At 61.7% G+C, this 26256-nt stretch carries 20 protein-coding genes; 12 read left to right on the top strand and 8 right to left on the bottom strand.

Annotated features, from left to right (window positions below):
- Nucleotides 1-541 precede the first annotated feature (541 nt).
- A complete protein-coding gene (locus tag J4E63_RS14540; protein WP_192260496.1) occupies nt 542-1141 on the top strand; it encodes a LysE family translocator in 600 nt (199 codons plus the stop codon).
- Nucleotides 1142-1214: 73 nt separating this feature from the next.
- On the opposite strand, the gene J4E63_RS14535 is transcribed toward J4E63_RS14540, so the two are convergent.
- Entirely contained in the window at nt 1215-1943 is a 729-nt protein-coding gene (locus tag J4E63_RS14535; RefSeq protein WP_207282421.1) for a LuxR family transcriptional regulator, read from the bottom strand.
- 388 nt (nt 1944-2331) lie between these two features.
- Nucleotides 2332-4989 (bottom strand): excinuclease ABC subunit UvrA, encoded by a 2658-nt coding sequence (locus J4E63_RS14530; RefSeq protein WP_207282420.1) that lies wholly within the window; start codon nt 4987-4989, stop codon nt 2332-2334.
- Nucleotides 4990-5182: 193 nt separating this feature from the next.
- Here J4E63_RS14530 and J4E63_RS14525 point away from each other — a divergent pair, with 193 nt between their 5' ends.
- From J4E63_RS14525 to nahK, 9 genes are all read left to right on the top strand, one after another.
- On the top strand, nt 5183-6661 hold the full coding sequence (locus J4E63_RS14525) for a hypothetical protein (protein WP_207282419.1): 1479 nt from the start codon (nt 5183-5185) through the stop codon (nt 6659-6661).
- A 212-nt stretch (nt 6662-6873) separates the two neighbouring features.
- Complete coding sequence (gene nosR / locus J4E63_RS14520; RefSeq protein ID WP_207282510.1) at nt 6874-9024, top strand: transcriptional regulator NosR; 2151 nt, start codon at nt 6874-6876, stop codon at nt 9022-9024.
- A 53-nt stretch (nt 9025-9077) separates the two neighbouring features.
- The gene (gene nosZ / locus J4E63_RS14515) at nt 9078-10997 is read left to right on the top strand and encodes a TAT-dependent nitrous-oxide reductase (RefSeq protein WP_207282418.1); all 1920 of its coding nucleotides are present in this window, start codon (nt 9078-9080) and stop codon (nt 10995-10997) included.
- A gap of 26 nt (nt 10998-11023) precedes the next feature.
- On the top strand, nt 11024-12334 hold the full coding sequence (locus tag J4E63_RS14510) for a nitrous oxide reductase family maturation protein NosD (protein ID WP_207282417.1): 1311 nt from the start codon (nt 11024-11026) through the stop codon (nt 12332-12334).
- Nucleotides 12331-13248 carry an ABC transporter ATP-binding protein gene (locus J4E63_RS14505; RefSeq protein WP_207282416.1) on the top strand — a complete coding sequence of 306 codons (918 nt, stop codon included), beginning with the start codon at nt 12331-12333 and terminating at the stop codon, nt 13246-13248. Before J4E63_RS14510 ends, J4E63_RS14505 begins: the two co-directional genes overlap by 4 nt.
- Nucleotides 13245-14075, top strand: coding sequence for an ABC transporter permease (locus J4E63_RS14500; RefSeq protein ID WP_207282415.1), 831 nt, complete (start codon nt 13245-13247; stop codon nt 14073-14075). Before J4E63_RS14505 ends, J4E63_RS14500 begins: the two co-directional genes overlap by 4 nt.
- 31 nt (nt 14076-14106) lie before the next feature.
- Nucleotides 14107-14634, top strand: a complete 528-nt coding sequence (locus J4E63_RS14495) for a nitrous oxide reductase accessory protein NosL (RefSeq protein ID WP_207282414.1) — start codon at nt 14107-14109, stop codon at nt 14632-14634.
- Between the two features lie 157 nt (nt 14635-14791).
- Nucleotides 14792-15955, top strand: a complete 1164-nt coding sequence (gene nosP, locus J4E63_RS14490) for a nitric oxide-sensing protein NosP (RefSeq protein ID WP_207282413.1) — start codon at nt 14792-14794, stop codon at nt 15953-15955.
- Nucleotides 15885-18524 (top strand): hybrid sensor histidine kinase/response regulator NahK/ErcS', encoded by a 2640-nt coding sequence (gene nahK, locus J4E63_RS14485; RefSeq protein WP_259333786.1) that lies wholly within the window; start codon nt 15885-15887, stop codon nt 18522-18524. Before nosP ends, nahK begins: the two co-directional genes overlap by 71 nt.
- A 189-nt stretch (nt 18525-18713) precedes the next feature.
- Here nahK and J4E63_RS14480 read toward each other — a convergent pair whose 3' ends face one another.
- The 6 genes from J4E63_RS14480 to J4E63_RS14455 all read right to left on the bottom strand — a co-directional run bounded on the left by J4E63_RS14480 (nt 18714) and on the right by J4E63_RS14455 (nt 23923).
- Nucleotides 18714-19379 carry a response regulator transcription factor gene (locus J4E63_RS14480; protein WP_207282411.1) on the bottom strand — a complete coding sequence of 222 codons (666 nt, stop codon included), beginning with the start codon at nt 19377-19379 and terminating at the stop codon, nt 18714-18716.
- 60 nt (nt 19380-19439) lie between these two features.
- On the bottom strand, nt 19440-19973 hold the full coding sequence (locus tag J4E63_RS14475; protein ID WP_207282410.1) for a PQQ-dependent catabolism-associated CXXCW motif protein: 534 nt from the start codon (nt 19971-19973) through the stop codon (nt 19440-19442).
- A 250-nt stretch (nt 19974-20223) separates the two neighbouring features.
- Complete coding sequence (locus J4E63_RS14470) at nt 20224-21015, bottom strand: ABC transporter permease (RefSeq protein WP_207282409.1); 792 nt, start codon at nt 21013-21015, stop codon at nt 20224-20226.
- Nucleotides 21012-21743: an ABC transporter ATP-binding protein gene (locus J4E63_RS14465; protein WP_207282408.1), complete on the bottom strand. Its 732-nt coding sequence runs from the start codon at nt 21741-21743 to the stop codon at nt 21012-21014. Before J4E63_RS14465 ends, J4E63_RS14470 begins: the two co-directional genes overlap by 4 nt.
- A complete protein-coding gene (locus J4E63_RS14460; RefSeq protein ID WP_207282407.1) occupies nt 21740-22729 on the bottom strand; it encodes a YVTN family beta-propeller repeat protein in 990 nt (329 codons plus the stop codon). The genes J4E63_RS14465 and J4E63_RS14460 overlap by 4 nt, the downstream gene beginning before the upstream one ends.
- Before the next feature lie 27 nt (nt 22730-22756).
- Nucleotides 22757-23923 carry an ABC transporter substrate-binding protein gene (locus tag J4E63_RS14455; protein ID WP_207282406.1) on the bottom strand — a complete coding sequence of 389 codons (1167 nt, stop codon included), beginning with the start codon at nt 23921-23923 and terminating at the stop codon, nt 22757-22759.
- A gap of 377 nt (nt 23924-24300) precedes the next feature.
- Here J4E63_RS14455 and J4E63_RS14450 point away from each other — a divergent pair, with 377 nt between their 5' ends.
- Nucleotides 24301-25554, top strand: a complete 1254-nt coding sequence (locus tag J4E63_RS14450; RefSeq protein WP_207282405.1) for a histidine kinase — start codon at nt 24301-24303, stop codon at nt 25552-25554.
- Nucleotides 25554-26192 carry a response regulator transcription factor gene (locus tag J4E63_RS14445; protein ID WP_207282404.1) on the top strand — a complete coding sequence of 213 codons (639 nt, stop codon included), beginning with the start codon at nt 25554-25556 and terminating at the stop codon, nt 26190-26192. The genes J4E63_RS14450 and J4E63_RS14445 overlap by 1 nt, the downstream gene beginning before the upstream one ends.
- Nucleotides 26193-26256: the final 64 nt, after the last annotated feature.

Below are 26256 nucleotides of genomic sequence, written 5' to 3'. Positions count from 1 at the left end.
TATAGAGTGTGCAGCCTAATTAGTGGGTGCAGTTTTGTGAGCGGCTTATAGTTGTTGGTGAGCTTGTTAGTTGTGGATTTGTATCGCTGCGAATCCAAAAAAGTATAGGTTCGGCATGCTGGCGACCGGGTGTTGGTTGGGTGGAATTACATGAGTCGAAATAGGCTCGATTTGTTGTTTTTTTGACGATGATAAAAATATCAAGCGTAACTGATTGATATTGATATGTTCAAAAAATTGACGTATTCAGATAGAGTCCAATCTCTGTAAGCAAACGGTCATCTGGCCATGGGTATGGTGACTTTCTTTCGCGGGTTGATTAATCGGATGTGAATCCAAGAAATATCGATAGGCGAGTGGGTTTTGGTATGTGGCAGATTGATGTTGGTCTAGTGTGATTGCTCTATTTAAGTTGGTTGTATGACCTCGTATGACTGAAATGGCTGGCTTCATGTCACTGTGCTTGAAGTCATGTGGAAAGATGATGGATTGATCTGACCCTGAAAATGAGCCGTACAGGCTTCTGATATGGATGGATGCTATGAATTATATTGCGCTTTCGTTGTTGACCGTATTGTTGGTTCCGGGACCGACGAATTCATTGTTGTTGCAAGCTGGCATCAGTAGAGGGTTCAACACGCGTTCGATGCGCTTCGTCGCAGCCGAGTGGTTGGCATACGTTATTCAGATGACGATGTGGGGGGTATTCATTGACTTGCTGATGACCGATCACTCGTGGGTGGTGATCGCTACCAAGATTTTTGCCGTGTGTTTTCTGTTTTATATTTCCTTGAAACTTTGGTTCTCGGTCAAAGAGCATGCGCCTGGTGCAACGACGGGTATTACCGTTCCGGATTTGTTTGTGGCAACGCTGACAAATCCCAAGGGGTTGTTTTTTGTTTCCTTCGTTGCGCCGGCGGGCACATTCCTGTCGCTGGAGAATTGGCTGTCATTCATTCTGCTATTTACAGCCATTATTTTTCCGGTAGGGCTTGTGTGGATCGCAGCTGGCGCTTTTTGTGGTCGAAAATTTCACGCGATTGTATCTGGACGATTTTTAAATCGAGCCATTTCTCTGGTGATTGGGTTATTCGCCTGTGGCATGCTTTTCAATATCGCATCCCAGGTGAATTTCGTCTGATTGTGTTCTGATGGCGTCGAATGCGGGCGGTGCCAGGGCTATGCGGTAAGTAAGCTTTAACGCAAAGCGTTATTTAGATGAGGTTCAACTGCGCCGCTTTGAACATGGCTTGCTTGACATTGGTGCACTCCATTTTTTCAGTCATTTGCTTGGCATGAAATTTCACTGTTCGTTCGGTGATATTCATGATCAAACCGATCTCCTTATAGTTTTTGCCAAGCGCAAGCCAACGCAGGAATTCAATTTCCCTGGGCGATAGCTTGAGTGTGCTCTCGACAACGGTCTCAGCCGGGCGGTGCTGGTTGGCGATGAAGCTGAGCGTTTGAATAATGAATATGTTTTCCCTGACTATGGTTGGGAAATCGGGATCATTTTCTTCCGAAGACAGGTGAACGGAGCCGAACGATCTGCCGGGCTCATGAATCGGAACAGTGAACCCTTGCTTGATGCCATAGGACGCGGATTGATCAAATATTTCCGGATTATTGTCGATTTCTTGTGGGATTTCATCCCAGAAGAAAGGCATGGCGGTAATGGCTGTGTTGGCCATCACAGGGTCTGATTTGTGCAGTGAGTTCTTGCGGTAGGTGTCCACCCATTCGGCAGGATAGTTGCTGTGGATGGAGACTTTTGAATTGTCGAAGGACATGGGCTCCAAGTGAACATAAGCAAACTTTTCAAGCCCTAGTTTCGAGAATATCCAGCCGAGTATCTCGGTGTACTCTTCGTGGCTTTTTCCTGGAATATTATTCTCCACCTCTTGAATTAAATTGAGCAGTTGGCTTGAAATGGGCTTGAGCATAGTGGGCGCGCTCGAAAAATATTAATGTGAATACCTGTATGTGGCAAAGGCTTCACGTTGATATTCGCCAAGCGGAGGAGGGAAGTTTTACAGCGTTGGCAGCAACACCCTCACGCTGCTTTGTGACCGCTATCGGGGCCGCGAAAGGGGCTGGAGTATCGGGTGGGGTTTTCAAGTTCATCGGGGTTCGCTTCAGCGCGCGATAATACCCCCTCATGCCGCCGTGTAATGCCTGCTCTCTCAATTGAGATAATGTCATTTTGCGTCCTTGCCTGTGTAACCTCAGCCCTTTGCCCCTGAGGTTGTAGTTAATTACGACTACTGAAACGATTAACTGGAGGACAGTATAGACAGCTTTTTCGCAACAGCGAGAAACATTAAAAAACCTTTATTTTTCACCTCGCAAAGCCCTTTTCAAGAACGCTGCCGTTCGACTCTCCCGGCATTTCGTCACCGTCTCCGGAGCCCCGCAAACCACCACGTTTCCGCCCTGGGTTCCAGCCCCCGGGCCGATATCGATGACCCAGTCACTCTGCGCCACCACCCGCATGTCATGTTCCACCACAACCACCGTATGACCTTCCTCCACCAGGCGATTCAACTGCACCAGCAAGCGATCCACGTCCTGGGGATGCAGCCCATTGGTCGGCTCATCCAGCACATACAAGGTTGCGCCCCGGGCCTTGCGCTGCAGTTCTGTCGCCAGCTTGATCCGCTGGGCTTCGCCGCCGGACAGCTCCGTGGCCGGTTGCCCCAGGCGCAGGTAGCCCAGTCCGATATCTTGCAGCACTTGCAACGAACGCCTGGCCGCCGCTTGTTCGGCAAACACCTCGAGTGCCTGGTTCACGGTCAGCTGCAACACCTGGGAAATGTCCAGGCCCTGCCAGCGAACTTCCAGGGTCTGTGGGTTGTAGCGGGCGCCGTGGCAGGTGGGGCAGGGGGCGTACACGCTGGGCATGAACAACAACTCCACGCTGACGAAGCCTTCACCTTCGCAGGTTTCGCAACGCCCCTTGGCGACGTTGAAGGAAAACCGCCCGGCATCGAATCCCAGTGCCTGCGCCTGTTCTGTGGCGGCAAACAGTTTGCGCACGTGGTCGAACAACCCGGTGTAAGTGGCGAGGTTGGAGCGCGGGGTGCGGCCGATGGGTTTCTGGTCTACCTGGACCAGCCGCTTGACCGCATCGAGCCCGGCGACAACGCGCCCGGCACTGGTTTGCACGGGTTCGTCTTCCAGGCTTTGCTCGTCGGGTTCGGTGTTGGGGCTGGCCTGGCCCAGGTGCGCGCCGACCAGATCCAGCAGGGCCTGGCTGACGAGGCTGGATTTGCCTGAGCCAGAGATGCCGGTGACGGCGGTGAAGCAGCCCAACGGGAAGGCCGCGTTCAGGTTGTCGAGGTTGTTGCGGGTGATGCCTTCCAGGCGCAGCCAATCCTTGGGTGCTCGTGGGCTGCGTATCGCAGAGTGTTCTTCGCCAAAAAGGTAGGCGCGGGTGCGTGATTCAGGCACCTGGCCAAGGCCTGCCGGCGGACCGCTGTAGAGGACTTTGCCGCCTTGTTCGCCAGCGTCCGGGCCCACGTCGATGAGCCAGTCGGCGCGGCGCATGGTATCGAGGTCATGTTCGACTACAAACACGGAATTGCCCGCTGCCTTGAGGCGTTGCAGGGCGCCAAACAGCGCTTCGCTGTCGGCCGGATGCAGGCCGGCGGAGGGTTCGTCCAGCACATAGATCACGCCGAACAACTGGGAATTGAGTTGGGTCGCCAGGCGCAGGCGTTGCAGTTCGCCGGACGAAAGCGTCGGCGTGCTGCGTTCCAGGGCGAGGTAGCCGAGGCCCAGGTCGATCAGCGTGACGATCCGCTCCAGCAACTCGGCGGCGATGCGTTGGGCGGCCAGGCGTTTCTCCAGGGAGAGGTTGGGTGTGTGGCGGGCGTCGGGCCCGCCCGCATGGGGATTGTCGCCCCTGGCGGCGCGTTGCTCACGGGCCTCGCGGGTTTGCCGGTGACTGAGGACTTCTCCCGTTTCTTCGGCCTGTGCAAGGTAGTCGGGCGCCAGGACCTGCTTGAGCACCTCGGCCAGTTCAAGCAGCGGCAGGTGCGACAGCTCGGCGATGTCCAGGCCGGCAAAGGTCACGGTCAGCGCCTGGCGCTTGAGGCGTTTGCCCTCGCACACCGGGCACGGGCTGGCGCGCATGTATTGCGCCACGCGTTTGCGCATCTGGGCACTTTGGGAATGCATGAAGGTGTGCAGCAGGTAGCGCCGGGCGCCGCTGAACGTGCCTTGGTAACTGGGTTCGAGCTTGCGCTTGAGGGCGGCGCGGGTCTGGGCCGGCGTCAGTCCGGCGTAGACGGGAACGGTGGGAGTTTCTTCGGTGAAGAGAATCCAGTCCCTTTGTTTTTTCGGCAGGTCGCGCCACGGGATGTCGACGTCATACCCCAGGGTCACCAGGATGTCCCGCAGGTTCTGGCCTTGCCAAGCCATGGGCCAGGCAGCCACGGCGCGTTCGCGGATGGTCAGCGATGGGTCTGGCACCATGGAGGCTTCGGTCACTTCATAGACCCGGCCCAGGCCGTGGCATTCCTGGCAGGCGCCCTGGGGCGTGTTGGGCGAGAAGTCCTCGGCGTAGAGCATGGGTTGGTCGGCCGGGTAGCTGCCAGCGCGGGAGTAAAGCATGCGAATCAGGCTCGACAGGGTAGTGACGCTGCCCACGGATGAACGTGCGCTGGGGGTGCCGCGTTGTTGCTGCAAGGCGACTGCCGGCGGCAGGCCCTCGATGCTGTCCACGTCCGGTACGCCCACCTGGTCGATCAGGCGCCGCGCATAAGGCGCGACGGATTCGAAGTAACGACGCTGGGCTTCGGCATAGAGCGTGGAGAAGGCCAGCGACGACTTGCCGGAACCCGACACGCCAGTGAATACCACCAGGGCATCGCGAGGGATGTCCACGTCGACATTCTTGAGGTTGTGTTCGCGGGCGCCACGCACCCGGACGAAACCGGTGACGTGCGGCAATGAAGAGGCGGTGGCGGGGCCGGAGCTTGCGGGCATGGAGCGTTCCTTGTGGGCGTCTGCTTAACGCATGGGGCTTTCAGGTGAAGCGGCGTCACGCAGAGAATGGAAGCTGGGTCACAGCGTTGACAATTATGCGACCGGGTTCGTCCATTCTCGTGCGATAAAAATTTACTCCGGACAAAAGAGATGAGAAAAGCTTCGCAGTTTTCCCCCGGATACGGACCTCCCCATGCCTCGTTCAAAACTGCTCTCTAGATTATTTTTCGCTCTGCTGGCCGGCGCGGCGCTGTGGTACATGTGGATGATCACCAGTGCCAAGCTGGAGTGGGGTGGCGATAGCCCCGATCAGCAGCAATTGGGCGCCGTGAAGGATACCCGCTTGCGGGCGATGACCCAGTATTGCACGGGCGTGACGGTGACACCGCAGGGGACTTGGCTGGTGGGGCGCCTGGAGGAAGAGGCCCAGACGCTTGAACCGTCCGCTGATGTCGTGGACCTGGATGCGGTGGTCTATGGCAATCCCGCTGAGGCTGAAGAGCCGCAGGAGCCCGGGACCTTTGCCCGATTGTTCTCTCGTGCCGAAAAGGAAACTTCCTTCATTTCCCGCCTGGATGCTCAAGGGCAATTTCAGCTCGTGGCCCATGTCAGCGGCGCCGCTTGTCTTGTGACCAGCCCCGACGGGACCAGTGTATTCCTGCTCACGGGCCTGCGTCGGCCTGAAACGGCGAATACCCATGAGCCCGATCAAACCGTGATTCTTCGCAGTGATGATCAAGGCCAACGCTGGACTTGGTTGACCAAGGGTTGGTTTCCCGAGGCCGATTCGTTGGCCTGGAACCTGGTTCCCTATTTCCACGGCTCGAATGAAGTCTGGGCCGTGGGCACACCGGACGTGGCGGATGAAGACAGCGATGAGGAAAAACCGACAGCCGTTTCCACCGGCGTCTTTTACTCGGCCGATCGCGGTGCGAACAGCTCGCCGATAATGGCGCCCGAGTCGCTGCTGGTGTCCGCCGAATATGCCCGCGGCAAACGTCCTGACATCACTGATTGGGGCACGAACGCAGGCGAACAGGGGGAAACCCAGACCCATGTCCTGCAACTGGATGCACAGACGGCCTTTATCTGGGTGTCCCAACGCTTCTGGGGTGGCCATCCCGATGGCGTCAGCCACAATATCGCGGTCAATGTCACGACACGGGCCCGGTTGCAGGCCAAGGCAGGGCAGTGGCAGGTAGTGGATAGGCAGCGTGACGACAACCTGTTCGTGAGCAAGCTGCTACGAAACGATGCCGGGCGGGTGATTGGACTGATTGACCAGGGGGAGCGCGGGCAAGATGTGGTCGCCGAACTGGATACCGCCGCGCTGACCTGGACGCCGTTGAGCGACCTGCCCAGTGTGTTCGCGCCATTGGCGTCGGATAGCCAGGTGCGTGGCAGCAATTTCTGGATGGGGCAAAACACCCTGCTGATCAACACCACCAGCAATCACCATCCACCGCGCTGGCTCTATTGGTGGTCGGACGCGAACATCTCCGCTGATGCGGTGTTTTATTCCAAGGATTGGGGCCGCTCCTGGCAGCGCCTCGCCATCGGCGGTTACCTGGGCGTCCTTGGTTTTCAACCGGCGCAGGACCGGGTGTTCTGGGCCAATGGCAATTGGTACGACAATCATGACGGTCGCATCTATTCCCATGGGTTGCGCTGAGCACAGATAGCCCGGGACACACTGCTGAACTGCTTGTGTGGCGAGGGAGCTTGTCCCCTCGCCACACAAGATGTCTTCATCTGGCTGCTCACGGATTCAGGGTTAAGTCTTCCAAGTTGATTTCAATCAAGGGGCCAAACCAGGGACAGCCCCCACAATGACCGCCAAGATCCTGTCTTCAAGCCCTGGCGCTCATGACCCGTCCCTCTGTGATGTTGTACTCATCCCGCTCCTGGCTCCCCGGGCTGTTCGTTCTCCTGCTGATGTTCGCCGGAATCGCCCAGGCCAAGGACTACGGTGACATCCCGCAACAGCGCATCCATCACGTCCTGAACCAGACCGACTCGATCTCCGAGCCCGAAGGCTCCTTCAAGGTTCGCAAATTGTCCGCTGCCGGCAAGGTCGTGGGCTATGTGTTCCAGAGCCTGGATGTGGTGGACATTCCCGCTTATTCCGGCAAGCCGATCAATGTCCAGGTCATTCTCGATCCCGCTGGCGTGATCCTCGACGCCTATGTGCTGGAACACCACGAACCGATTCTGCTGATCGGCATCGCCGAAGAAAAACTCCACGCTTTCAGCGCGCGCTACAGCGGCATCAAGGTCAACCAGCGGGTGGTGGTTGGCCATTCCAGCGACCAGAATGCGGTGACTGTCGATGCGATCGCCGGCGCGACCGTGACGGCGATGGTGGTCAACGAAGTGATCATGCGCGCTGCCCACGATGTCGCGGTGTCCCTGGGCCTGGTCAAGAGTGACGCAGGCTTGGCCGTGGCGCCGGCGCGCGTGCGCGCGGATATCTACGAGCCCGCCGACTGGAAGACCCTGACCGGCAACGGCGCTGTCCGTCGCCTGCACCTGACCCGCGGCCAGGTCGATGCGTCCTTCAAGGGCACCGAAGCCGAGCAGGTCGAAACCGCCAGCGGCGACCAAGTCAACGACACCTTCATCGACCTCTATACCACCCACCTCAACCCGCCCACCATTGGCCGCAACCTGCTGGGCGAGGCGCAATACCGCACGCTGATGGCCGAGCTCAAGTCGGGCGAACAGGCCATCGCGGTGATGGGCAGCGGGCGTTATTCCTTCAAGGGCTCGGGATATGTGCGTGGCGGTATTTTCGACCGGGTGCAGCTGCGCCAATCGGGCGACACCATCAGCTTTCGCGACCTGGATTTCCAGCGCCTTGATGATGTGGCCCTCGACGACATGCCGGACTTCGATGAAATGGCGATTTTCATCATCCGCGCCTCCCACCGTTTCGACCCCGGCTTGCCCTGGAACCTGGAGCTGCTGGTGCGCCGCCAGACCGGCCCGGTCAGCGGTACCTTCAGCAGCTTCGAGTTGGCCTATCAACTGCCCGAGCCCTACCTGGAACGACCATTGCCCACCGCCGAGCAACTGGCGGCCGCCGAGGAGGCCAGCCGGCCGATGTGGCTGACGCTCTGGTACCAGAAAAGTGTCGAAATCAGCGTGCTTGGCACAGCCCTACTGGTGCTGACGGCCATCCTGTTTTTCCAGGACTCACTGGCCCGGCGGCCCAAGCTGCTGCACTGGGTTCGCCGCGGTTACCTGCTGTTCACCGTGGTGTTTCTCGGGGGCTATGGGCTGGCGCAGCTGTCGGTGGTCAATGTACTGACCTTCGTCCACGCACTGTTCGAAGGCTTTCGCTGGGAGCTGTTCCTCACCGATCCGCTGATTTTCATTCTCTGGGTGTTCACCGCCGGCAGCATCCTGTTGTGGGGACGCGGGGTGTTCTGCGGCTGGCTGTGTCCGTTCGGCGCGTTGCAGGAGTTGATCAACGAACTGGCGCGCAAGCTCAAGGTGCCCCAATACGAGCTGCCGTTCGCCGTTCACGAGCGACTGTGGGCGATCAAATACATCATTTTGCTGGCGCTGTTCGGTGTCTCGCTGGAGTCGATGGCCACCGCTGAACGACTGGCCGAAGTGGAGCCGTTCAAGACCGCCATCACCCTCAGGTTCGACCGCCAGTGGTGGTTCGTGGCCTACGCAGTGGGCCTGCTGCTGATCAACCTGTTTACCCGCAAAGTCTATTGCCGCTACGTCTGCCCGCTGGGCGCGGCCCTGGCGATGCCGACTCGGTTGCGGCTGTTCGACTGGCTCAAGCGCCGCAAGGAGTGTGGCAACCCTTGCCAACTGTGCGCCAAGGAATGCGAGATCCAGGCGATTCATCCCGATGGCCGGATCAATGCCAACGAATGCCATTACTGCCTCGACTGCCAGATGACCTGGCACAACGAAAACAAATGCCCGCCGCTGATCAACAAGCGCAAGAAGCGCGGCAAGGCGACCGTGACCGATGCGCAACTGATTCCCGTGGTGCAGGTAAACCCGGCGCCTTGAGGCACCCCAATGGCCTGTCCCTTGACCGTTTCATTCTTCATGGAGCACACAGCATGAGCGACAAAAAAGACCAAACCCCTGACGCGGTAGAAGAACCCCGGGGTGTCAGCCGGCGCAGTTTTCTCGGCACCGGAGCGGTAACGGGGGCGATGCTGGCCGGCGCGACGGCGCTGGGGGCCGGAACGTTCACCCGTGAGTCCTGGGCTGCGGCGGCCAAGGAGGCCAAGTCCAAGATCCACGTCGGCCCCGGTGAACTCGATGAATATTACGGTTTCTGGAGTGGCGGTCATCAGGGCGAGGTGCGGGTGCTGGGCGTGCCATCGATGCGCGAGCTGATGCGTATCCCGGTGTTCAACGTCGATTCGGCCACCGGTTGGGGCCTGACCAACGAGAGCAAGCGCATCCTCGGTGACAGCGCCAAGTACCAGAATGGCGACTGCCACCACCCGCACATCTCCATGACCGACGGCAAATACGACGGCAAATACCTGTTCATCAACGACAAGGCCAACTCCCGGGTCGCGCGCATTCGCCTGGACATCATGAAGTGCGACAAGATCCTCACCGTGCCCAACGTACAAGCCATCCACGGTCTGCGCCTGCAGAAGGTGCCCTACACCAAGTACGTGTTCGCCAACGCGGAGTTCGTGATCCCGCACCCCAATGACGGCCATACCTTCGACCTGCAAGACAAAAACAGCTTCACGATGTTCAACGCCATCGATGCCGAGAAGATGGAAATGGCCTTCCAGGTGATCGTCGACGGCAACCTGGATAACTCCGACGCCGACTACACCGGCAAGTACGCCGCCAGTACCTGCTACAACTCGGAGAAGGCCTATGACCTGGGCGGCATGATGCGCAACGAGCGCGACTGGGTGGTGGTGTTCAACATCCCGCGGATCGAGGCGGCGATCAAGGCCGGCAAATTCATCACCTTGGACGGCTCCAAGGTGCCGGTCGTCGATGGTCGTAAAACCGATGGTAAAGATTCAGAATTTACCCGCTACATCCCGGTACCGAAGAACCCCCACGGGCTCAATACCTCGTCGGACGGCAAGTACTTCATCGCCAATGGCAAGCTGTCGCCCACGGTCTCGATGATCGCCATCGACCGCCTGGACGATTTGTTCGCCGACCGTTTCAAGGACCCGCGCGAAGTGATCGTCGCCGAACCGGAACTGGGACTGGGGCCGTTGCACACCACCTTCGACGGGCGCGGCAACGCCTACACGACCTTGTTCATCGACAGCCAGGTGGTGAAGTGGAACATGGACGAGGCCATTCGCGCCTACAAGGGCGAGAAGGTCAATTACATCAAGCAGAAACTCGACGTTCAGTACCAGCCCGGCCACAACCACGCGTCCCTCACCGAAACCAGCGAGGCGGACGGCAAGTGGCTGGTGGTGTTGTGCAAGTTCTCCAAGGATCGCTTCCTGCCCACCGGGCCATTGCACCCGGAGAACGATCAGTTGATCGACATTTCCGGTGAAGAAATGAAGCTGGTGCACGACGGCCCGGCCTTCGCCGAACCCCATGACTGCATTCTTGCGCGGCGCGACCAGATCAAGACCCAGAAAATCTGGAACCGCAACGATCCGTTCTTTGCCGGCACCGTGGAGTTGGCGAAGAAAGACGGCATCAACCTGGAAACCGACAACAAGGTCATCCGCGACGGCAACAAGGTCCGGGTGTACATGACCTCGATGGCGCCGGCCTATGGCCTGACGGAATTCACCGTCAAGCAGGGTAACGAGGTGACCGTGACGATCACCAACATCGACCAGATCGAGGACGTCAGCCATGGCTTTGTCATGACCAACCATGGCGCCAGCATGGAAATCAGCCCGCAACAGACCTCATCCATCACCTTCACCGCCGATAAGGCCGGCTTGCACTGGTACTACTGCAGTTGGTTCTGCCACGCCCTGCACATGGAAATGGTCGGGCGCATGCTGGTTGAAAAGGCCTGATTCGGCTCAACAAGGAGGCAGGTGCAATGACCGGGAAAAAGCCGCAACACGCCCGCCAACCGGTCATTGCGCTGCTGCTTTGCCTGTTACCGGGCGGCGCGTTCGGCGCGCCGCAACCGATCACCGATTTGCCTCTGCAGGCCGAAGGCGACCAGCAATGGCGCCTGCCTGCGGGCCAGTACCGGGGCTCGTTCAGCATCGACCAGCCCATGACCCTTACCTGTGCGCCGGATGCGGTATTCCAGGGGCAGGGCGAGGGCAATGGGTTGATCATTCGCGCCCCGAACGTCCAGGTCCAGGGCTGTACCTTCCTGGACTGGGGCCACGACCTCACGGCCATGAATGCCGCCGTGTTCATCCAGCCTGTGGCAAAAGGCGCCGTGGTGCGCGGGAGCCGGATGCAGGGCCAAGGCTTCGGTATCTGGGTCGATGGCACGCGGGACGTCAACCTGATCGACAACCGCATCCAGGGCGACCCCAGCCTGCGCTCCCAGGACCGGGGCAACGGCATCCATCTCTATGCCGTGCACGGTGCCCGGGTCATCGGCAATCAGGTGCGCGAAACCCGCGATGGCATCTACATCGATACCTCCAGCGGCAACCTGCTCCAGGGCAATGTCCTGGAAGATTTGCGCTACGGCGTGCATTACATGTTTGCCAACGATAACCGCCTGCTGGACAACGTCACCCGGCGTACCCGCACCGGTTATGCCTTGATGCAAAGCCGCCAGCTGACGGTGATCGGCAATCGCTCCGAACAGGACCAGAACTACGGGATCCTGATGAACTACATCACCTATTCCACCCTGCGTGACAACTTCGTCAGCGACGTGCGCGACGGGTCCACCGGCGACACCATGATCACCGGCGCCGAGGGCAAGGCCCTGTTCATTTACAACTCGTTGTTCAACCGCATCGAAGGCAATCATTTCGAGCGCAGCGCCGTGGGCATCCATCTGACGGCCGGCTCGGAGGACAACCGCATCGCCGGCAATGCCTTCGTCCACAACCAGCGCCAGGTCAAATACGTGGCCACGCGGTTGCAGGAGTGGTCGGCGGACGGGCGCGGCAATTACTGGAGCGACTACCTGGGTTGGGATCGCAACGGCGACGGCCTGGGCGATGTGGCCTATGAACCCAACGACAACGTGGATCGCCTGCTGTGGCTGTATCCCCAGGTGCGGCTGTTGATGAACAGTCCGGGAATCGAACTGCTGCGCTGGGTACAGCGGGCTTTCCCGGTGATGAAATCCCCCGGGGTGATGGACAGTCATCCGCTGATGGAAACCCCTGTCCAGCCCCCGCCACGCAACAGTGCCGAGGAGGACGCGTCTTGAACGTCGTCGAGATCGAAGGGGTCAGCCAGCGCTATGGTGATGTCGCCGTGCTGCGCGGGCTGGACTTGAACCTGGCCCAGGGCGAGGTGCTCGGGCTGTTCGGGCACAACGGCGCGGGCAAGACCACCACCATGAAGTTGATCCTAGGTTTGCTGCGGGCCAGCGAGGGCGAGGTTCGTGTCTTCGGTCGCGCGCCCAGCGACCCGAGCGTGCGGCAGATGCTCGGTTACCTGCCCGAGAACGTCATGTTCTACCCGCAATTGAGTGGGGTGGAAACCTTGCGCCATTTTGCCCGGCTCAAAGGTGCTGCCCCGGAGCAAGTGGAGCGTTTGCTGGAAGAGGTCGGGCTGGCGGGTGCCGCGACACGGCGTGTGAGGACCTATTCCAAGGGCATGCGCCAGCGTCTCGGCCTGGCCCAGGCCCTGCTCGGCCAGCCGCGCCTGTTGCTGCTGGACGAACCGACCGTGGGCCTGGACCCCATCGCCACCCAGGACCTCTATCAACTGCTCGACCGCCTGCGTTGGCAGGGCACCAGCATCATCCTCTGCTCCCACGTCTTGCCTGGCGTGGAAGCTCACATCAACCGCGCGGCGATTCTCACCCAGGGGCGTCTGTTGGCCTTGGGCAGCTTGGCCCGGCTGCGGGAGGAGGCCGGGCTGCCGACGCTGATCCGTGCCTCGGGCCTGTCGCGGGCCGACTGGCTTCGCCAGCATTGGCGCAGTGAAGGGCACGCCGCCCAGGGCTGGGGGGCGGAAGGGGTACAGGTGTCCGCGCCGGCCGGCAGCAAACTTAAACTGCTACGTCAGTTACTGGCCCAGGATGACCCGACGGATGTCGAGATCAAGCCGCCGTCGCTGGAGGATTTGTACCGGCATTACATGCTCCGTGCCGCAGCCGAGGAGGCCAGCCTATGAACCCGGTCTGGAACATGGCCCGCAAGGAATTCAGCGATGGCCTGCGCAATCGCTGGTTGTTGGCGATCAGCCTGTTGTTCGCAGTGCTGGCGATCGGTATCGCCTGGCTCGGCGCGGCGGCGTCCGGTCAACTGGGGTTTACCTCGGTGCCCGCCACGGTGGCGAGCCTGTCCAGCCTGGCGACGTTCCTGATGCCGCTGATTGCCTTGCTGCTGGCCTACGACTCGATTGTCGGCGAGGACGAGAACGGCACCTTGCTGCTGTTGCTGACCTACCCGTTGGGGCGCGGTCAATTGCTGCTGGGCAAGTTTGTCGGCCATGGCCTGATCCTGGCCCTGGCCACCTTCATCGGTTTTGGCTGCGCCATGCTGGCCATCGCCCTGTTGGTGGACGACGTCCAGTTGAGCCTGCTGCTCTGGGCCTTCGGTCGGTTCATGTTGTCCAGCACATTGCTGGGCTGGGTTTTCCTCGGGCTGGCCTATGTGCTGAGCAGCCTGTCGGCAGAGAAATCCACCGCCGCCGGATTGGCGCTGGGGGTGTGGTTTTTCTTCGTGCTGGTGTTCGACCTGGCGTTACTGGCGCTGTTGGTGTTGAGCGAGGGGCGGTTCAGCCCGGAGCTGCTGCCATGGTTGCTGTTGTTCAACCCTACCGACGTCTATCGGCTGATCAACCTGTCCGGATTCGATGCGGCGTCCAGCGGTGCCGCGGTGCTGACCCTGGGCAGCGACCTGCCGGTGTCGGGGCCATGGCTCTGGTTGTGCCTGGGCCTGTGGATGGCGGTCCCGCTGTGGCTGGCCTACCGGTTGTTCAATCGCCGGTGCCCATGATTTCTAAACTTGAACAAGGGAGCATGCAACGATGAACAGGGTGTCCTTCAAGGCGGGCCGTCTCTTGGCCGGGTTACTGGTATGCCTGGCGCTGGCAGCTTGCGACAAGGCCGAGCCACCTGCGGCCAGCGAGGCGGTGCTGGCGTTTCATCCCAGTGACGAGTGCCATGTGTGCGGCATGGTCATCACTGACTTTCCCGGGCCCAAGGGCGCGGCAGTCGGGGCTGGGGGCGTGAAGAAGTTCTGCTCGCCGGCGGAGATGCTGGGCTGGTGGCTGCAGCCGGAAAACCATCGGGCCGACGTCAAGCTGTATGTCCATGACATGGGCCGCAGCCATTGGGATGCGCCGGATGACGCTCACCTGATCGACGCCCGCACCGCTTACTTCGTCATCGGCAGTGGACTCAAAGGCGCCATGGGCGTGGTACTGGCCTCGTTCTCCGATCCCCAGGCGGCACAAAAACTTGCCAGCGATAGCGGCGGTCGGGTGCTGCGCCTGGAAGACATCGACCAGAAACTGCTGGGGCAGGCGAGCGCGATGTCGTCGATGAGTCACTGATATGGCCTGGGCACTGAACCGCTCTTTTTGTGGCTAGGGAACTGCTGGGAGCAATCTCATCCCATGGAAGCGTCCACCCACTACCCAAGTAGCATTCGTCGACTCGGCGCGGCTTCGTACACTCAGGGCTCCTATCACGCACCCGCCGGAGGCGACGATGCAGCAGGCCCAGAGCGAAGGTGTGGTGAGCGCCATGTCCCAGGCAAGCGATGTCCAGCAGGTGGCCCAGGCGCTGGCGCGGCAGTTGTTGCACCCGCACCTGGGGTTCGTGCTGTTTTTCTGTTCCGCCGAATACGACTTGCCGGCCCTGGGCCAGGCGCTGTCCCAGAGTTTCGGCGGGATTCGCCTGGTGGGCTGCACCAGCGCCGGGGAAATCACCCCCCAGGGCTACGGCCGCAACTGTGTGACGGCGGTGGGTTTCGATCATCGGCACTTTTCCATTGCCGCCGAGCTGATCGGGGAAATGGAACACTTCAGCCTGATCGACGCCCAGCAAATGGTCGAGCGTCTGGCCAGCGGTTGTCGCAGCAACGCCTTGGCGCCGATCAAGGGCCATAGTTTCGCCTTGACCCTGCTCGATGGCCTGTCCAGCCGCGAGGAGATGGTGCTGGCGGCCTTGAGCGCCGCCCTGGGGGACATCCCGCATTTCGGCGGTTCGGCCGGCGATGACAACTACCTGACCCACACCCACGTCTACTTCGAAGGCCAATTCCACAGTGGCGCGGCTGTGGTGGTGCTGATCAACACCTGGCTGGAGTTCGAAGTCTTCACCACCCATCACATCCTGCCTCGACAAGAGAAGTTGGTGGTGACCGGTGCGGACAGCGCCTCGCGACGGGTCTATGAGCTCAACGCCGAACCCGCCGCCGAGGAATATGCCCGGCACATCGGCGTGCCGGTGAGCGCGCTCGACTACCGGGTCTTCGCCGCCCATCCCTTGGCCGTGCGCATCAATGACCAGTACTACGTGCGGGCGATCCAGCAGGTGCACCCGGACTTGAGCCTGAGTTTCTACTGTGCGGTGGAGAACGGCATTGTCCTCACCGCGATGACTCCAGGTCCCTTGCTGCAAAACCTGCAAACGCTGTTCGACGGTTTGCAGGCGCGCCTCGGCGACTTGCTGCTGACCATCGGCTGCGATTGCTTCCTCCGGCGCCTGGAGTTGGAGGATCGGGGCGGCCTGGAGCAGATCGGCCAGTTCCTGCGGGAACAACGGGTGATGGGGTTCAACACCTATGGAGAACAGTTCAATGGCATGCACATCAACCAGACGTTCACCGGAGTTGCCATTGCCCGACATCGCGTCCCCGGCCATCGCTGACCTACAGGCTCAGCTCGCCAGCCTGCAGCACGAAAACCGCAAATTGCGGCGCATCAACGAGGCGCTGATCGAGCGGGTGGAGTCCGGCGTCACCCGGGGCAACGACCCCTATGCGGCGTTCCAACACTCGGTGGTGCTGGCCGAGCAGGTGCGTGAGCGCACCGATGCCCTGAATCAGGCCATGGCCGAACTCAAGGCCGGCAATCACTTGCTGGGCGAGGCGCGGCTGCGGGCGGAAACCGCCCATCGACACCTGATCGATGCCATCGAAAGCATCTCCGACGCGTTTGTGCTGTTCGACGAGCAGCAACGCATCGTCCTGTTCAACAGCCGCTTCAAGGCCTTCTGGGCCAACAGCCGGGTACGGATCATCGCCGGCATGCGTTTGTCCGAGGTCAAGCGCCTGATGACCGCCAACGGCCTGTTCAGTGAAGAACCCCGGGGCCAGGCCGACGAGCACGTGTTGTATCGCTTGCAGAACGGGCGTTGGCTGCAAGTCAGCGAGCGGCCGACCCAGGAAGGCGGGCGGGTGATCCTGTTTACCGACATCACCGACGTCAAGCTCAGCGAAACCGTGCGCCGCGAGCAGGCCATCGCGCAGAAATCCCATTTGTTGCAGCGGGCGGTGGACAACCTGTCCCAGGGCGTGGCGATGGTCAATGCCCAAGGCGTGCTGGAGCTGTGGAACCGGCGCTTCCTCGAGCTTAGTGGCCTGGCGCCGGTGGCGGCCCACCGGCCGTTCAACGAAGTGATTGCCGACAGTGAGTTGCAACTGCTGACCCCGGCCAGCCGCGACAGCAACGGCCGGCTGATCCACGAATGCGAGCAGCGCCTGTCCGATGGCCGGGTGCTGGAGATTCGCACGCATCCGTTGCCCACCGGTGGCTACGTCAACACCTTCACCGACATCACCGAGCGCTACCAGCATGCCGAGGCACTGAGCGAAAGCGAGCGCTGGATCCGGCTGATCACCGACCATGTGCCGGCGCTGATCGCCTACCTCAACGCCGACCTGGTCTACGAGTTCACCAATAAGGTCTACGAGCAATGGTATTGCTGGCCCCGTGGCGTGATGCTCGGCCAGAGCCTGCGCGAAGCCCATAGCGAGCAACATTACCAACGCCTGGAAGCCTACGTGGCCCGGGCGTTGTCGGGTGAGAGCGTGACGTTCGAATTCGCCGAGACCAACATCAACAACCAGGAGCGCTACATGCTGCGCTCCTACGTGCCGAACCGTTTGGCCAATGGCGAAGTGGTCGGGATTTTCGTGCTGATCCGCGACATCACTGAACGCCGTCGCACCGCCGAAGCCTTGCACCAGGCTTACCAGAACCTGGAACAGCGGGTCCAGGAACGCACCGCCGAACTGACCACGCTCAATGACCAGTTGCTGCGCGAGATCGACGAGCGCAGCCGGGTGGAGTTGCGCCTGCGGGAGGCCAAGCGCGAGGCCGAGCAGGCCAACCTGTCCAAGACCAAATTCCTCGCGGCGGTCAGCCATGACCTGCTGCAACCGCTCAACGCTGCCCGGTTGTTCACCAGTGCCTTGCTTGAGCGCCGCGAGCCTGTCGCCAACGCGCAACTGGTGCGCAACGTCAGCAATTCGCTGGAGGACGTGGAGAACCTGTTGGGCACCCTGGTGGACATCTCCAAGCTGGACGCCGGGGTGATCAAGGCCGATGTCGCGCCGTTCGGCCTCAGTGAATTGCTGGACAACCTGGCCGCCGAATACGCCCAGATCGCCCGCAGCGAAGGGTTGGAACTGCACTTTGTCGGCTGTTCGGTGCTGGTGCGCAGCGACATGCAATTGCTCGCGCGGATCCTGCGTAACCTGCTGAGCAATGCCATTCGCTACACCCCCAGCGGGCGGGTGGTGCTGGGCTGTCGCCGACATCGCCAGCGCGTGTCGATCCAGGTCTGGGACAGCGGCATCGGCATCGCCGAGAACCGCCTGGAGGAAATATTCCAGGAGTTCAAGCGCGGCGATGTGCAGCGCCCGAACCAGGACCGTGGGTTGGGCCTGGGCCTGGCGATTGTCGAGAAAATCGCCGGGATCCTCGGGCACCGGATCCAGGTGCGCTCCTGGCCGGGCAAGGGCTCGATGTTCGCCATCGACGTACCGCTGAGCGCCACCGCGCCCAAACCGGCGCCGTGCCTGGACATGAGCGAACCAATGCTCGAACGACTGCGCGGGGCACGGGTCTGGGTGCTGGATAACGATGCGGCGATCTGCGCCGGCATGCGCACCTTGCTGGAAGGCTGGGGGTGTCGGGTGGTGACCGCGCTGTCGGAACAGGACCTGGCCCGCCAGGTGGACAACTACCACGCCGAGGCGGACCTGCTGATCGCCGACTATCACCTGGACCACGATCAGAACGGCGTCGATGCCGTGGCCCGGATCAACGCCCGTCGGGCTTCACCGCTCCCGGCGATGATGATCACCGCCAACTACAGCAACGAACTCAAGCAGCAGATCCGCGAGCGCGGGCACACCCTGATGCACAAACCGGTGCGGCCGATGAAGCTCAAGATTGCGATGAGTCATCTGCTGAATCCCCCCCGATCTTGAGCCAAACACTGTTGTGGCGAGGGAGCTTGCTCCCGCTGGGTTGCGCAGCAACCCCAAAGAGGCTGAATGCATTCAACCTGACACACCAGGGTGAATGGTTTTGGGGCTACTTCGTAGCCCAGCGGGAGCAAGCTCCCTCGCCACAGGGGCCCCATGGCCTCGGGCCCAGCAGGTAGTTGTGTTGCCTGTTCACCGCCGCAGATAAGCCCCGAAATCAATATCCCCGGCACTGAGGATCGCCTGCACCCGGTTGTGCACATTGAGCTTGCGCAGGATCGCCGAGACGTGGGCCTTGACCGTGGTTTCGGCGATGTCCAGGGTGTAGGCGATCTGCTTGTTCGACTCGCCCTTGGTCATGCGTTCGAGCACCAGCAGTTGCTTGCGGGTCAAGGCCTGGAGCAGTTCCGGCGGGAAGGCCGGGTTTTCGTTCAGGCGTCGGCCCACCGGGCTCTTTTGCGTGCGGATGATGTCCGGCGGCAGGTACACGTTGCCGTTGAGGATCTGCTCGATGGCATCGGTCATCTGCGAGCGTGGCGAGGATTTGGTGATGAAGCCCACCGCGCCATAGGTAATGGCCTGCAACACCACTTGCTTGTCCTGCTCGGCGGAAACGATCACCACGGGGATGGTCGGTGCCTCGTTGCGCAGGTTGATCAGGCCATTGAGCCCGTGCATGCCGGGCATGTTCAGGTCCAACAGGATCAGGTCCAGGTCGTCGTGCTCGGCGGTCAATGCCAGGGCACTGTCCAGGTCGGCGGTTTCCATGATCTCGCTGCCAGGAAAACCGTCGCTGATGACGTTGTGGATGGCTTCGCGAAACAGTGGGTGATCGTCGGCTATCAGGATTTTATACATGGCCATTCACCTCGTTATTGTCGTGTGGGGCAGGGCAGTTGCACGCATTTCTTTGCAAAATCAGGGAAAGGGTTCGGGGCGAGCCGCTTGCAGGGGCAGGTTGGCCGCCTCCCAGGCATCGAGGCCATCGCGATACCAGTACACTTGCTTATAGCCCATGGCAGCGGCGCGTTTTACCGCGTTCCAGCTCAACCAGCAATCGGCGCGACAATAAAAGACCAGCGGTAGATCCAGCCGCCCGCCGGTGGCCGTGCGCAGGTGATGGCTGAAGTAGTCCTGCCAGGTCGGGTCGAGATCGCCATCACCGGTATTGGCCAGCCACAAGCTGCCGGGGAGGTTGGCGTGGGGCTCGTTGTCGATGAAACGCCCTTGGACCCACGGACGACGATAAACGTCGATCAGCAGCGGGGGCGAGGCTTGGCCGAGCAGGCGTTGCAGGGCCTGGGTGTCGAGGGTCTGGGCGCCGTCGACGGTGGCGGGCGTCGGGCTGCGGTATTGGGCGATGCGGTAGCCCTGCGCTGAAAACAGCGCGGTCTCGGCCTGGGCGACATTCAGCATCAGGCCCAGCAAGAGGATCGCCAGCAAACGGGGCATAGGATTTATCCTTTTTGTTATGCGCCCATTACATGCCAGGGTCGAGGTCTTGTGAATGCGACCATAGACAGGAAAACCGGTACTAAAGTAGTAATTTTAGCCATGAGGCCCTGCGCAGAGCCCTTGTGGGAGCGAGCTTGCTCGCGATAGCGGTGTGTCAGTCAACATCATTGCTGAATGATCCGCCGCTATCGCGAGCAAGCTCGCTCCCACAGGGTTCCATCCACAGGGATATTGGGCTGAGGCAGGATCAATTGGCCTTGCGCAACGCCGCATGCTGCGGATTGAAGGTCCACACCGCCAAGAACGTGAACACCAGGGTCAAGCCCAGGCACACCGTCATCGCCAGGAGGTTGAACTGCTCATAGAGCGCAAAGCGCACCAGTTCCACGCCATGGGTGAACGGGCTCACTGCGCAGAGCCAGTACAGCCAGGGGCTGGCTTCCTGCATTTTCCACAGTGGGTACAGCGCCGAGGACAGGAAGAACATCGGGAAGATCACAAAATTCATCACCCCGGCAAAGTTCTCCAGTTGCCGGATGGCGTTGGACAGCAACAAGCCCAGGGCGCTGAGCATCAGGGCCACCAGTAGCAAGGCTGGCAAGGCCAGCAGCAGGCCCATGGTCGGTGGCTGGATGCCGTACAGCCAGGCGATGGCGAGAAAGGCATAGACCTGTAACAGCGAGATCAGCGAGGTCGCCAGCAACTTGCTCGCCAGCAGGAAAGCCCGGGGCAGGGGGCTGGTGAGCAGGACACGCATGCTGCCCATTTCCCGGTCGTAGACCATCGACAGCGAGCCCTGCATGCCGTTGAACAACAGGATCATGCAGGCCAGCCCCGGCACGATGTACACCTCGTAGGGAATGTAGGTGTCATAGGGCGCGATGATGGCGATGCCCAGTGCCGCACGAAAGCCGGCGGCGAACACCAGCAGCCACAGCAGCGGCCGGACCAAGGCGCTGAGCAGCCGGGTGCGTTGCAGCACGAAGCGCAGCCATTCGCGCACCACGATGCCGCTGAAACAGTGCCAGTAGGCGTTCATGGCCGGACCCCCGAGGTAGTCAAATGGCTGAAGGCCGAGCCGAGGGTGCCACCGTGTTCCAGGCTCACCGCGTCGGCCTGGCCGCTGGCGACCAGGCGGCCCTGGTGCACGATCAACAGGTCGTCGCTGGGTTGCACTTCGTCCAGCAGGTGAGTGGTCCAGAGCACGCTGATGCCCTGTTCGCTGCACAGTTGCCGAACGTGCAGGCCGAGGGCAAGGCGGCTGGCCGGATCGAGACCGACGCTGGGCTCGTCCAGCAATAACAGGCGCGGCTCATGGAGCAGGGCGCGGGCGATTTCCACCCGGCGTCGATGGCCGCCATTGAGGTCGCGCACCCGCTCGTGGCGGCGCTCGGTCAGGTGCTGGCGGGTCAGTTCGGCATCGATGCGGACACTGCCTTGGCGCCGCGAAAAACCATGCAGCGCCAGGTGATAGCGCAGGTTCTGTTCGATGCTCAGGTCCAGGTCCAGGGTGCTTTGTTGGAACACCACGCCCAACTGGCGCAAGGCCGGCCGTGGCGACTTGTGCAAGGAGTGGCCGCCGACGCGGATATCGCCCCGTTGCAGGTCGTACAGGCGCGTGAGCAGGGCGATCAGCGTCGACTTGCCGGCGCCGTTGGGCCCCAGCAGCGCGGCGAAACGGCCGGCGGACAGGCTGAAATTCATCTGCTTGAGGGCTTCGCGCGGGCCATAGGCAAAGCTCAGGTCGCTCACTTCCAGGGCGTTCATGGCGTGACCACCACGCCCCAAGGGTAGCGCCCGACCTTCACCGACTTCAGGACTTTGCGGCTCGCTACATCGATCACCGAGACATCGCCGCTGACGCCGTTAGTCGCCAGCAGTTGCTTCTGGTCCGGGGTGAACGCCAGTTGCCAGACGCGCCGGCCCACGAGCAGGTAATCCAGCACTTCGAAGGTCTTGGCGTCGATCACCGCCACATGGTTGGCCGGGCCCAGGGCGACGAACGCCAGCTTGCCGTCGGCGCTGAGCTTGATGCCCACCGGCTGCACCTTGTCCGGGTGCACGCCCTTGATCTGGAACGTCAGGGTCTTGAGCACCTGGCGCGTGGCGACATCGAGCACGGTCAGGGTGCCGCCGATCTCCGCCGAGGCCCAGAGCTGCGTTCCGTCGCGATTGAACTCGACGAAACGTGGTCGTTGGTCCACCAGGGTGTTGTCGGCCAGGGTCTGGGTGCTGGTGTCGATCCAGTGCAGCATGTTCGTGGTTTCACTGGTGTTGACCGCCCACTTGCCGTCGGGGCTGACAGCCATGCCTTCGGGCTCGACACCCACACCGATCTGGCCCAGCACTTCGGAGGTCTGGGTGTCGATCACCGTGACCAGGGCATCGTCTTCGTTGGAGACATACAGCCAGCGGTCGTTGGGGTGCAGGGCGAACTGCTCCGGGTCCTTGCCGGAGGGTAGTTCCTTGATGATCTTGCGGGTGGCGACGTCCATCACCTGGACCCGGTCCGAGTCGCTGGCGCAGATATAGAGCAGGCGATTGTCATGGGACAGCAGCAGCCCCCGGGGGCGCTGGCCCACGGGCAAGGTCTCGATGACTTCCAGGCTCTGCATGTCGATCAGGCTCAGGCTGTTGTCTTTTTCGTTGGAGACCCAGGCGATGCTGGCAGCGGCGGGACCGGCAGCCAGCAGAACAGCACCCAGGGCAAGGACTTGGCAGAGCAGGGCCGGTTTGAACAGCGGGCGGCGCATGGCGATTTTCCTTATTGTTGTTATCGATCAGGGGTAACGGCAGCTCACTTCGGGCCGGTCATAGCCCAGGCTGTCCATTTCATTGGAGGGGTGCAGAAAACCGTCCTGGGGCGAGGTGCTGACCAGTGCACGGGGCTGGACCAGGGGAATCGGTTGGCGTAGTTGGCCATTCCACGGCCGGTAGCTGAGCTTGCGGCCCTTGAAACCGTCCAGGGGCAGTTGGTCGCTGAGGGCCAGTTGGCGGATGGCGAACGGGTCGGTCTGACGCAGTTTGCTCACCGCGCTGGCGATGCTGCGCACGGCGATCCAGGCGGCGAAGTCGCGGTCGTTCATCCAGCGTCCGGCCAGGGCTTCGAAGCGTTTTTGCAACTGCGCCGCGCCGTAGGTTTCCACGGTCTTGTGCCAGCCGGTGGGTGTCAGCCCTTGGGTGCCGGCCACCGGCCGTGGGTACCAGGTCTGGTAGGGCAGGTATTCGCCGAAGTCGCCGCGCTCGTCGGCCACCAGCACCACGTCGTACTCGGCGGTCTGGGTGAACAGCGGCATGTCGGCCTGGGCGCTGCGGCGCTGGTCGTTGTCGAACTGCCAGGCCTTCTCGGCGACGATCTTCATGCCGAAGCGTTTCATGGCCCGGCGCAATGCGGCGGCATAGGCCTGGTCCTCGGGCGTCTGGCCGACGATCAGCAGGGCCCGCTGCCATTTGCGCACCACGCTGAACTGCACCAGGGCATCGGCGAGCGTGGCGCGGTCGGGCAGGCTGTGCAGCACGTTGCCCAGGCAATCGGTGGTGCGCAGGCTGTCGTCGGGGCTGCCGGCGTTGAACAGCAGGCTGTCGGGCAGGGCGGCGCTGAGATCGCGCAGGCTGGCGGCCGGTGCATTGACCACGAACAGCCGCAGGCCCTGGTCGTGTTGAGCGCGGGCGGCCTGGAGCAGGGCTTCGGGACTGTCGACGCTGGCGCTTTCCAGGCGATAGTCGTGCTGGAGAAAACGCCCGGTGCTGTTGCTGTCGACGATGGCCAGCTCAGCGCCGCGCAACCCGGCATCGGCCGGTTCGGCAATGACGTTGGACAGCAGCGGGCTCGGGTCGGGGCGATAACCCAGGTAGCCGATGCGCACTTGCAGCGGCGTGGCATCGCCCGCGTGAGCGGTCGTCGCTGCCAGCAGAAAAACCAGGACGTAACTGACGAGCCGGCGCATGACGTTCTCCATTGCGGGTAGCGCCAGCATAGGAAGGCTATGGCCCTGGGGAAATATGCAGAAAGTACCGCCGGGGCAGTACCAAGGTAGTAACTCGCCTTGGAAGCCGGGGTTTTAGGATGCAAGGCATCGTCATTGCCCAGGAAGGGACAGACCATGCGGATTCTCAAGACCCTGCTGCTGACGTTGCTGCTGATCCTGAGCTTGATCGGGGTGGATCGTCCCAAAGCCTGGAACTCTCCAACCCCTCCTGTGGGAGCGAGCTTGCTCGCGATAGCGGTGGTTCAGTCGGCCTCGGTACTGGCTGTGCCGCCGTCATCGCGAGCAAGCTCGCTCCCACAGGGTGGGGGTATCGATTCAGGGTTGGAACACTAGCCATGTCGGCCCTCTGGCGCATCAACCTCTGGGTGTCAGCCTTCTTCGCCCTGGTCACCCTGGCCTGTGCCGTCCTGCTGTTGCACCAGGCCATGGCCGATGTGAAGCGAGAATTGCAATCGGCCGAGTCGGTGGTGCATTACCTGCGGGAAACCGCCGAGCGCGACCCGGCCAGTCTCCAGCCGCGGTTGACCGGCAGCCTGCGTCATGTGCGGGTCCGTTGGCTGGCCCCTGGGGAACGGTTCCCCGCGAATGAAGACGGGATGAAAGCCTGGCTCGGCCGCCAGCTACTGGACGATGGCCCCGCGGCCCAGGTGGTGGAGTTGCCTGACGGTCGGCGGGCCTGGATTGCCGTCGATCCGCGGGACGAGATCGACGAGATTCTCGATTCGTTGGTGCAACTGTTGTACGTCTGCGCCTTGGCGCTGTCGCTCAGCCTGTTGGTGATTCGCTGGGCGGTACGCCGGGGCATGCGTTTGCTCGATGAATTGCTGCAGGCACTGCGTCAGGTGTCTGCCGGGAACCTGCAGGTGTGCCTGGGCACTGAAGGTGTGCCGGAAGCGCAGCAACTGGCGGGGCATTTCAATCGCATGACCGCCGCTCTGGCAGAGGCCCAGGCCGATAACGCCCGGCTCACCCAGGCCTTGCTGGCCGTGCAGGAGCAGGAGCGCACCCGGCTGGCCCAGACCCTGCACGACGACCTGGGCCAATACGTGGCCGGCATTCGTGCCCGCGCCTGCCTGTTGCGCCTGGTGATGGATCAGCCACCGGCGCTGGAGCAGACCGTCAGCCAGCTCGAAGACCATTGCGAGCATTTGCAACAGGGTTTCCGGGCGCTGGTGCATGACTTGTACCCGGTGGTGTTGCAGCACCTGCCGTTATGCGAGGCCATCGGGCTATTGGCCGGGCAATGGCAGGCCAGCCAGGGCATCGCCTGTCAGCTGCGGATCGACGAAGCCTTGCCGCCCATGTCCGGATCGAACAAGACCCACCTGTATCGCTTGTTGCAGGAAGCACTCACCAACGTTGCCCGGCATGCCGGTGCCACGCAGGTAAGGATTCGCCTGCAACATCGCGCCGGGCGCCTGCGCTTGCTGGTGCGCGACAACGGCCGCGGTGCGACGCAACCGCCGCGCGCCGGTGTGGGCTTGCACTCGATGTCCGAACGGGCGCGCAGCCTGGGTGGGGAGTTGCGCATCATCAGCCAGCCTGGCGCCGGTTGGGCGCTGGCCTTGAATATTGCCCTGGAGGCGTGATGAACATTTTGTTGGTGGATGACCATGCGGTGGTTCGGCAGGGCTACGCCAGCCTGTTGCGGGTGCTGATGCCGGACCTGCAGGTCCGCGAAGCGGCCACCGGTGAAGAGGCGCTGAGCCTGGTGCAGGAACAGGTGCCGCACCTGGTGATCATGGACTTTGGCCTGCCCGGTATCAGTGGTCTGGAAACCACCCGCCGATTGCGCCAGCGCCTGCCGCAACTGCGGGTGCTGTTCTTCAGCATGCACGACGAATTGCCGCTGGTGCGCCAGGCATTGGACGCCGGCGCCGCGGGCTACCTGACCAAGAACTCGGCGCCCCAGGTGCTGGTGGAAGCGGTACGCCGAGTGCTGGCCGGTCATGCCTACATCGAACAGTCCCTGGCCACGCAACTGGCCTGCGCCAGCTCCCGGCAGGATGTCGACCCGCGCCTGCAATGCATGACCCAGCGGGAGTTGGAGATCTTCGTCATGCTCGCCAAGGGCACTCCCGCCCGCACCATCGCCGAACAGTTGTGCATCAGTGCCAAGACCGTGTCCAACCACCTGACGTTGCTCAAGAGCAAGTTGCAGGTCAGCTCCCATGCCGAGTTGGTGCACTTGGGGATTGATATGGGGGTGGTGCGGGTGGCGGGGTGAATCCCTGGTTCATTGTGGCGAGGGAGCTTGCTCCCGCTGGGGCGCGAAGCGGCCCTGAAACCAG

The sequence above is a fragment of the Pseudomonas sp. FW300-N2F2 genome (assembly GCF_017351655.1).
Taxonomy (GTDB): Bacteria; Pseudomonadota; Gammaproteobacteria; order Pseudomonadales; family Pseudomonadaceae; genus Aquipseudomonas; species Aquipseudomonas fluorescens_AA.
Note: the sequence above shows the minus strand (reverse complement) of the source record. Positions and strands in the feature narration are given on the sequence as shown.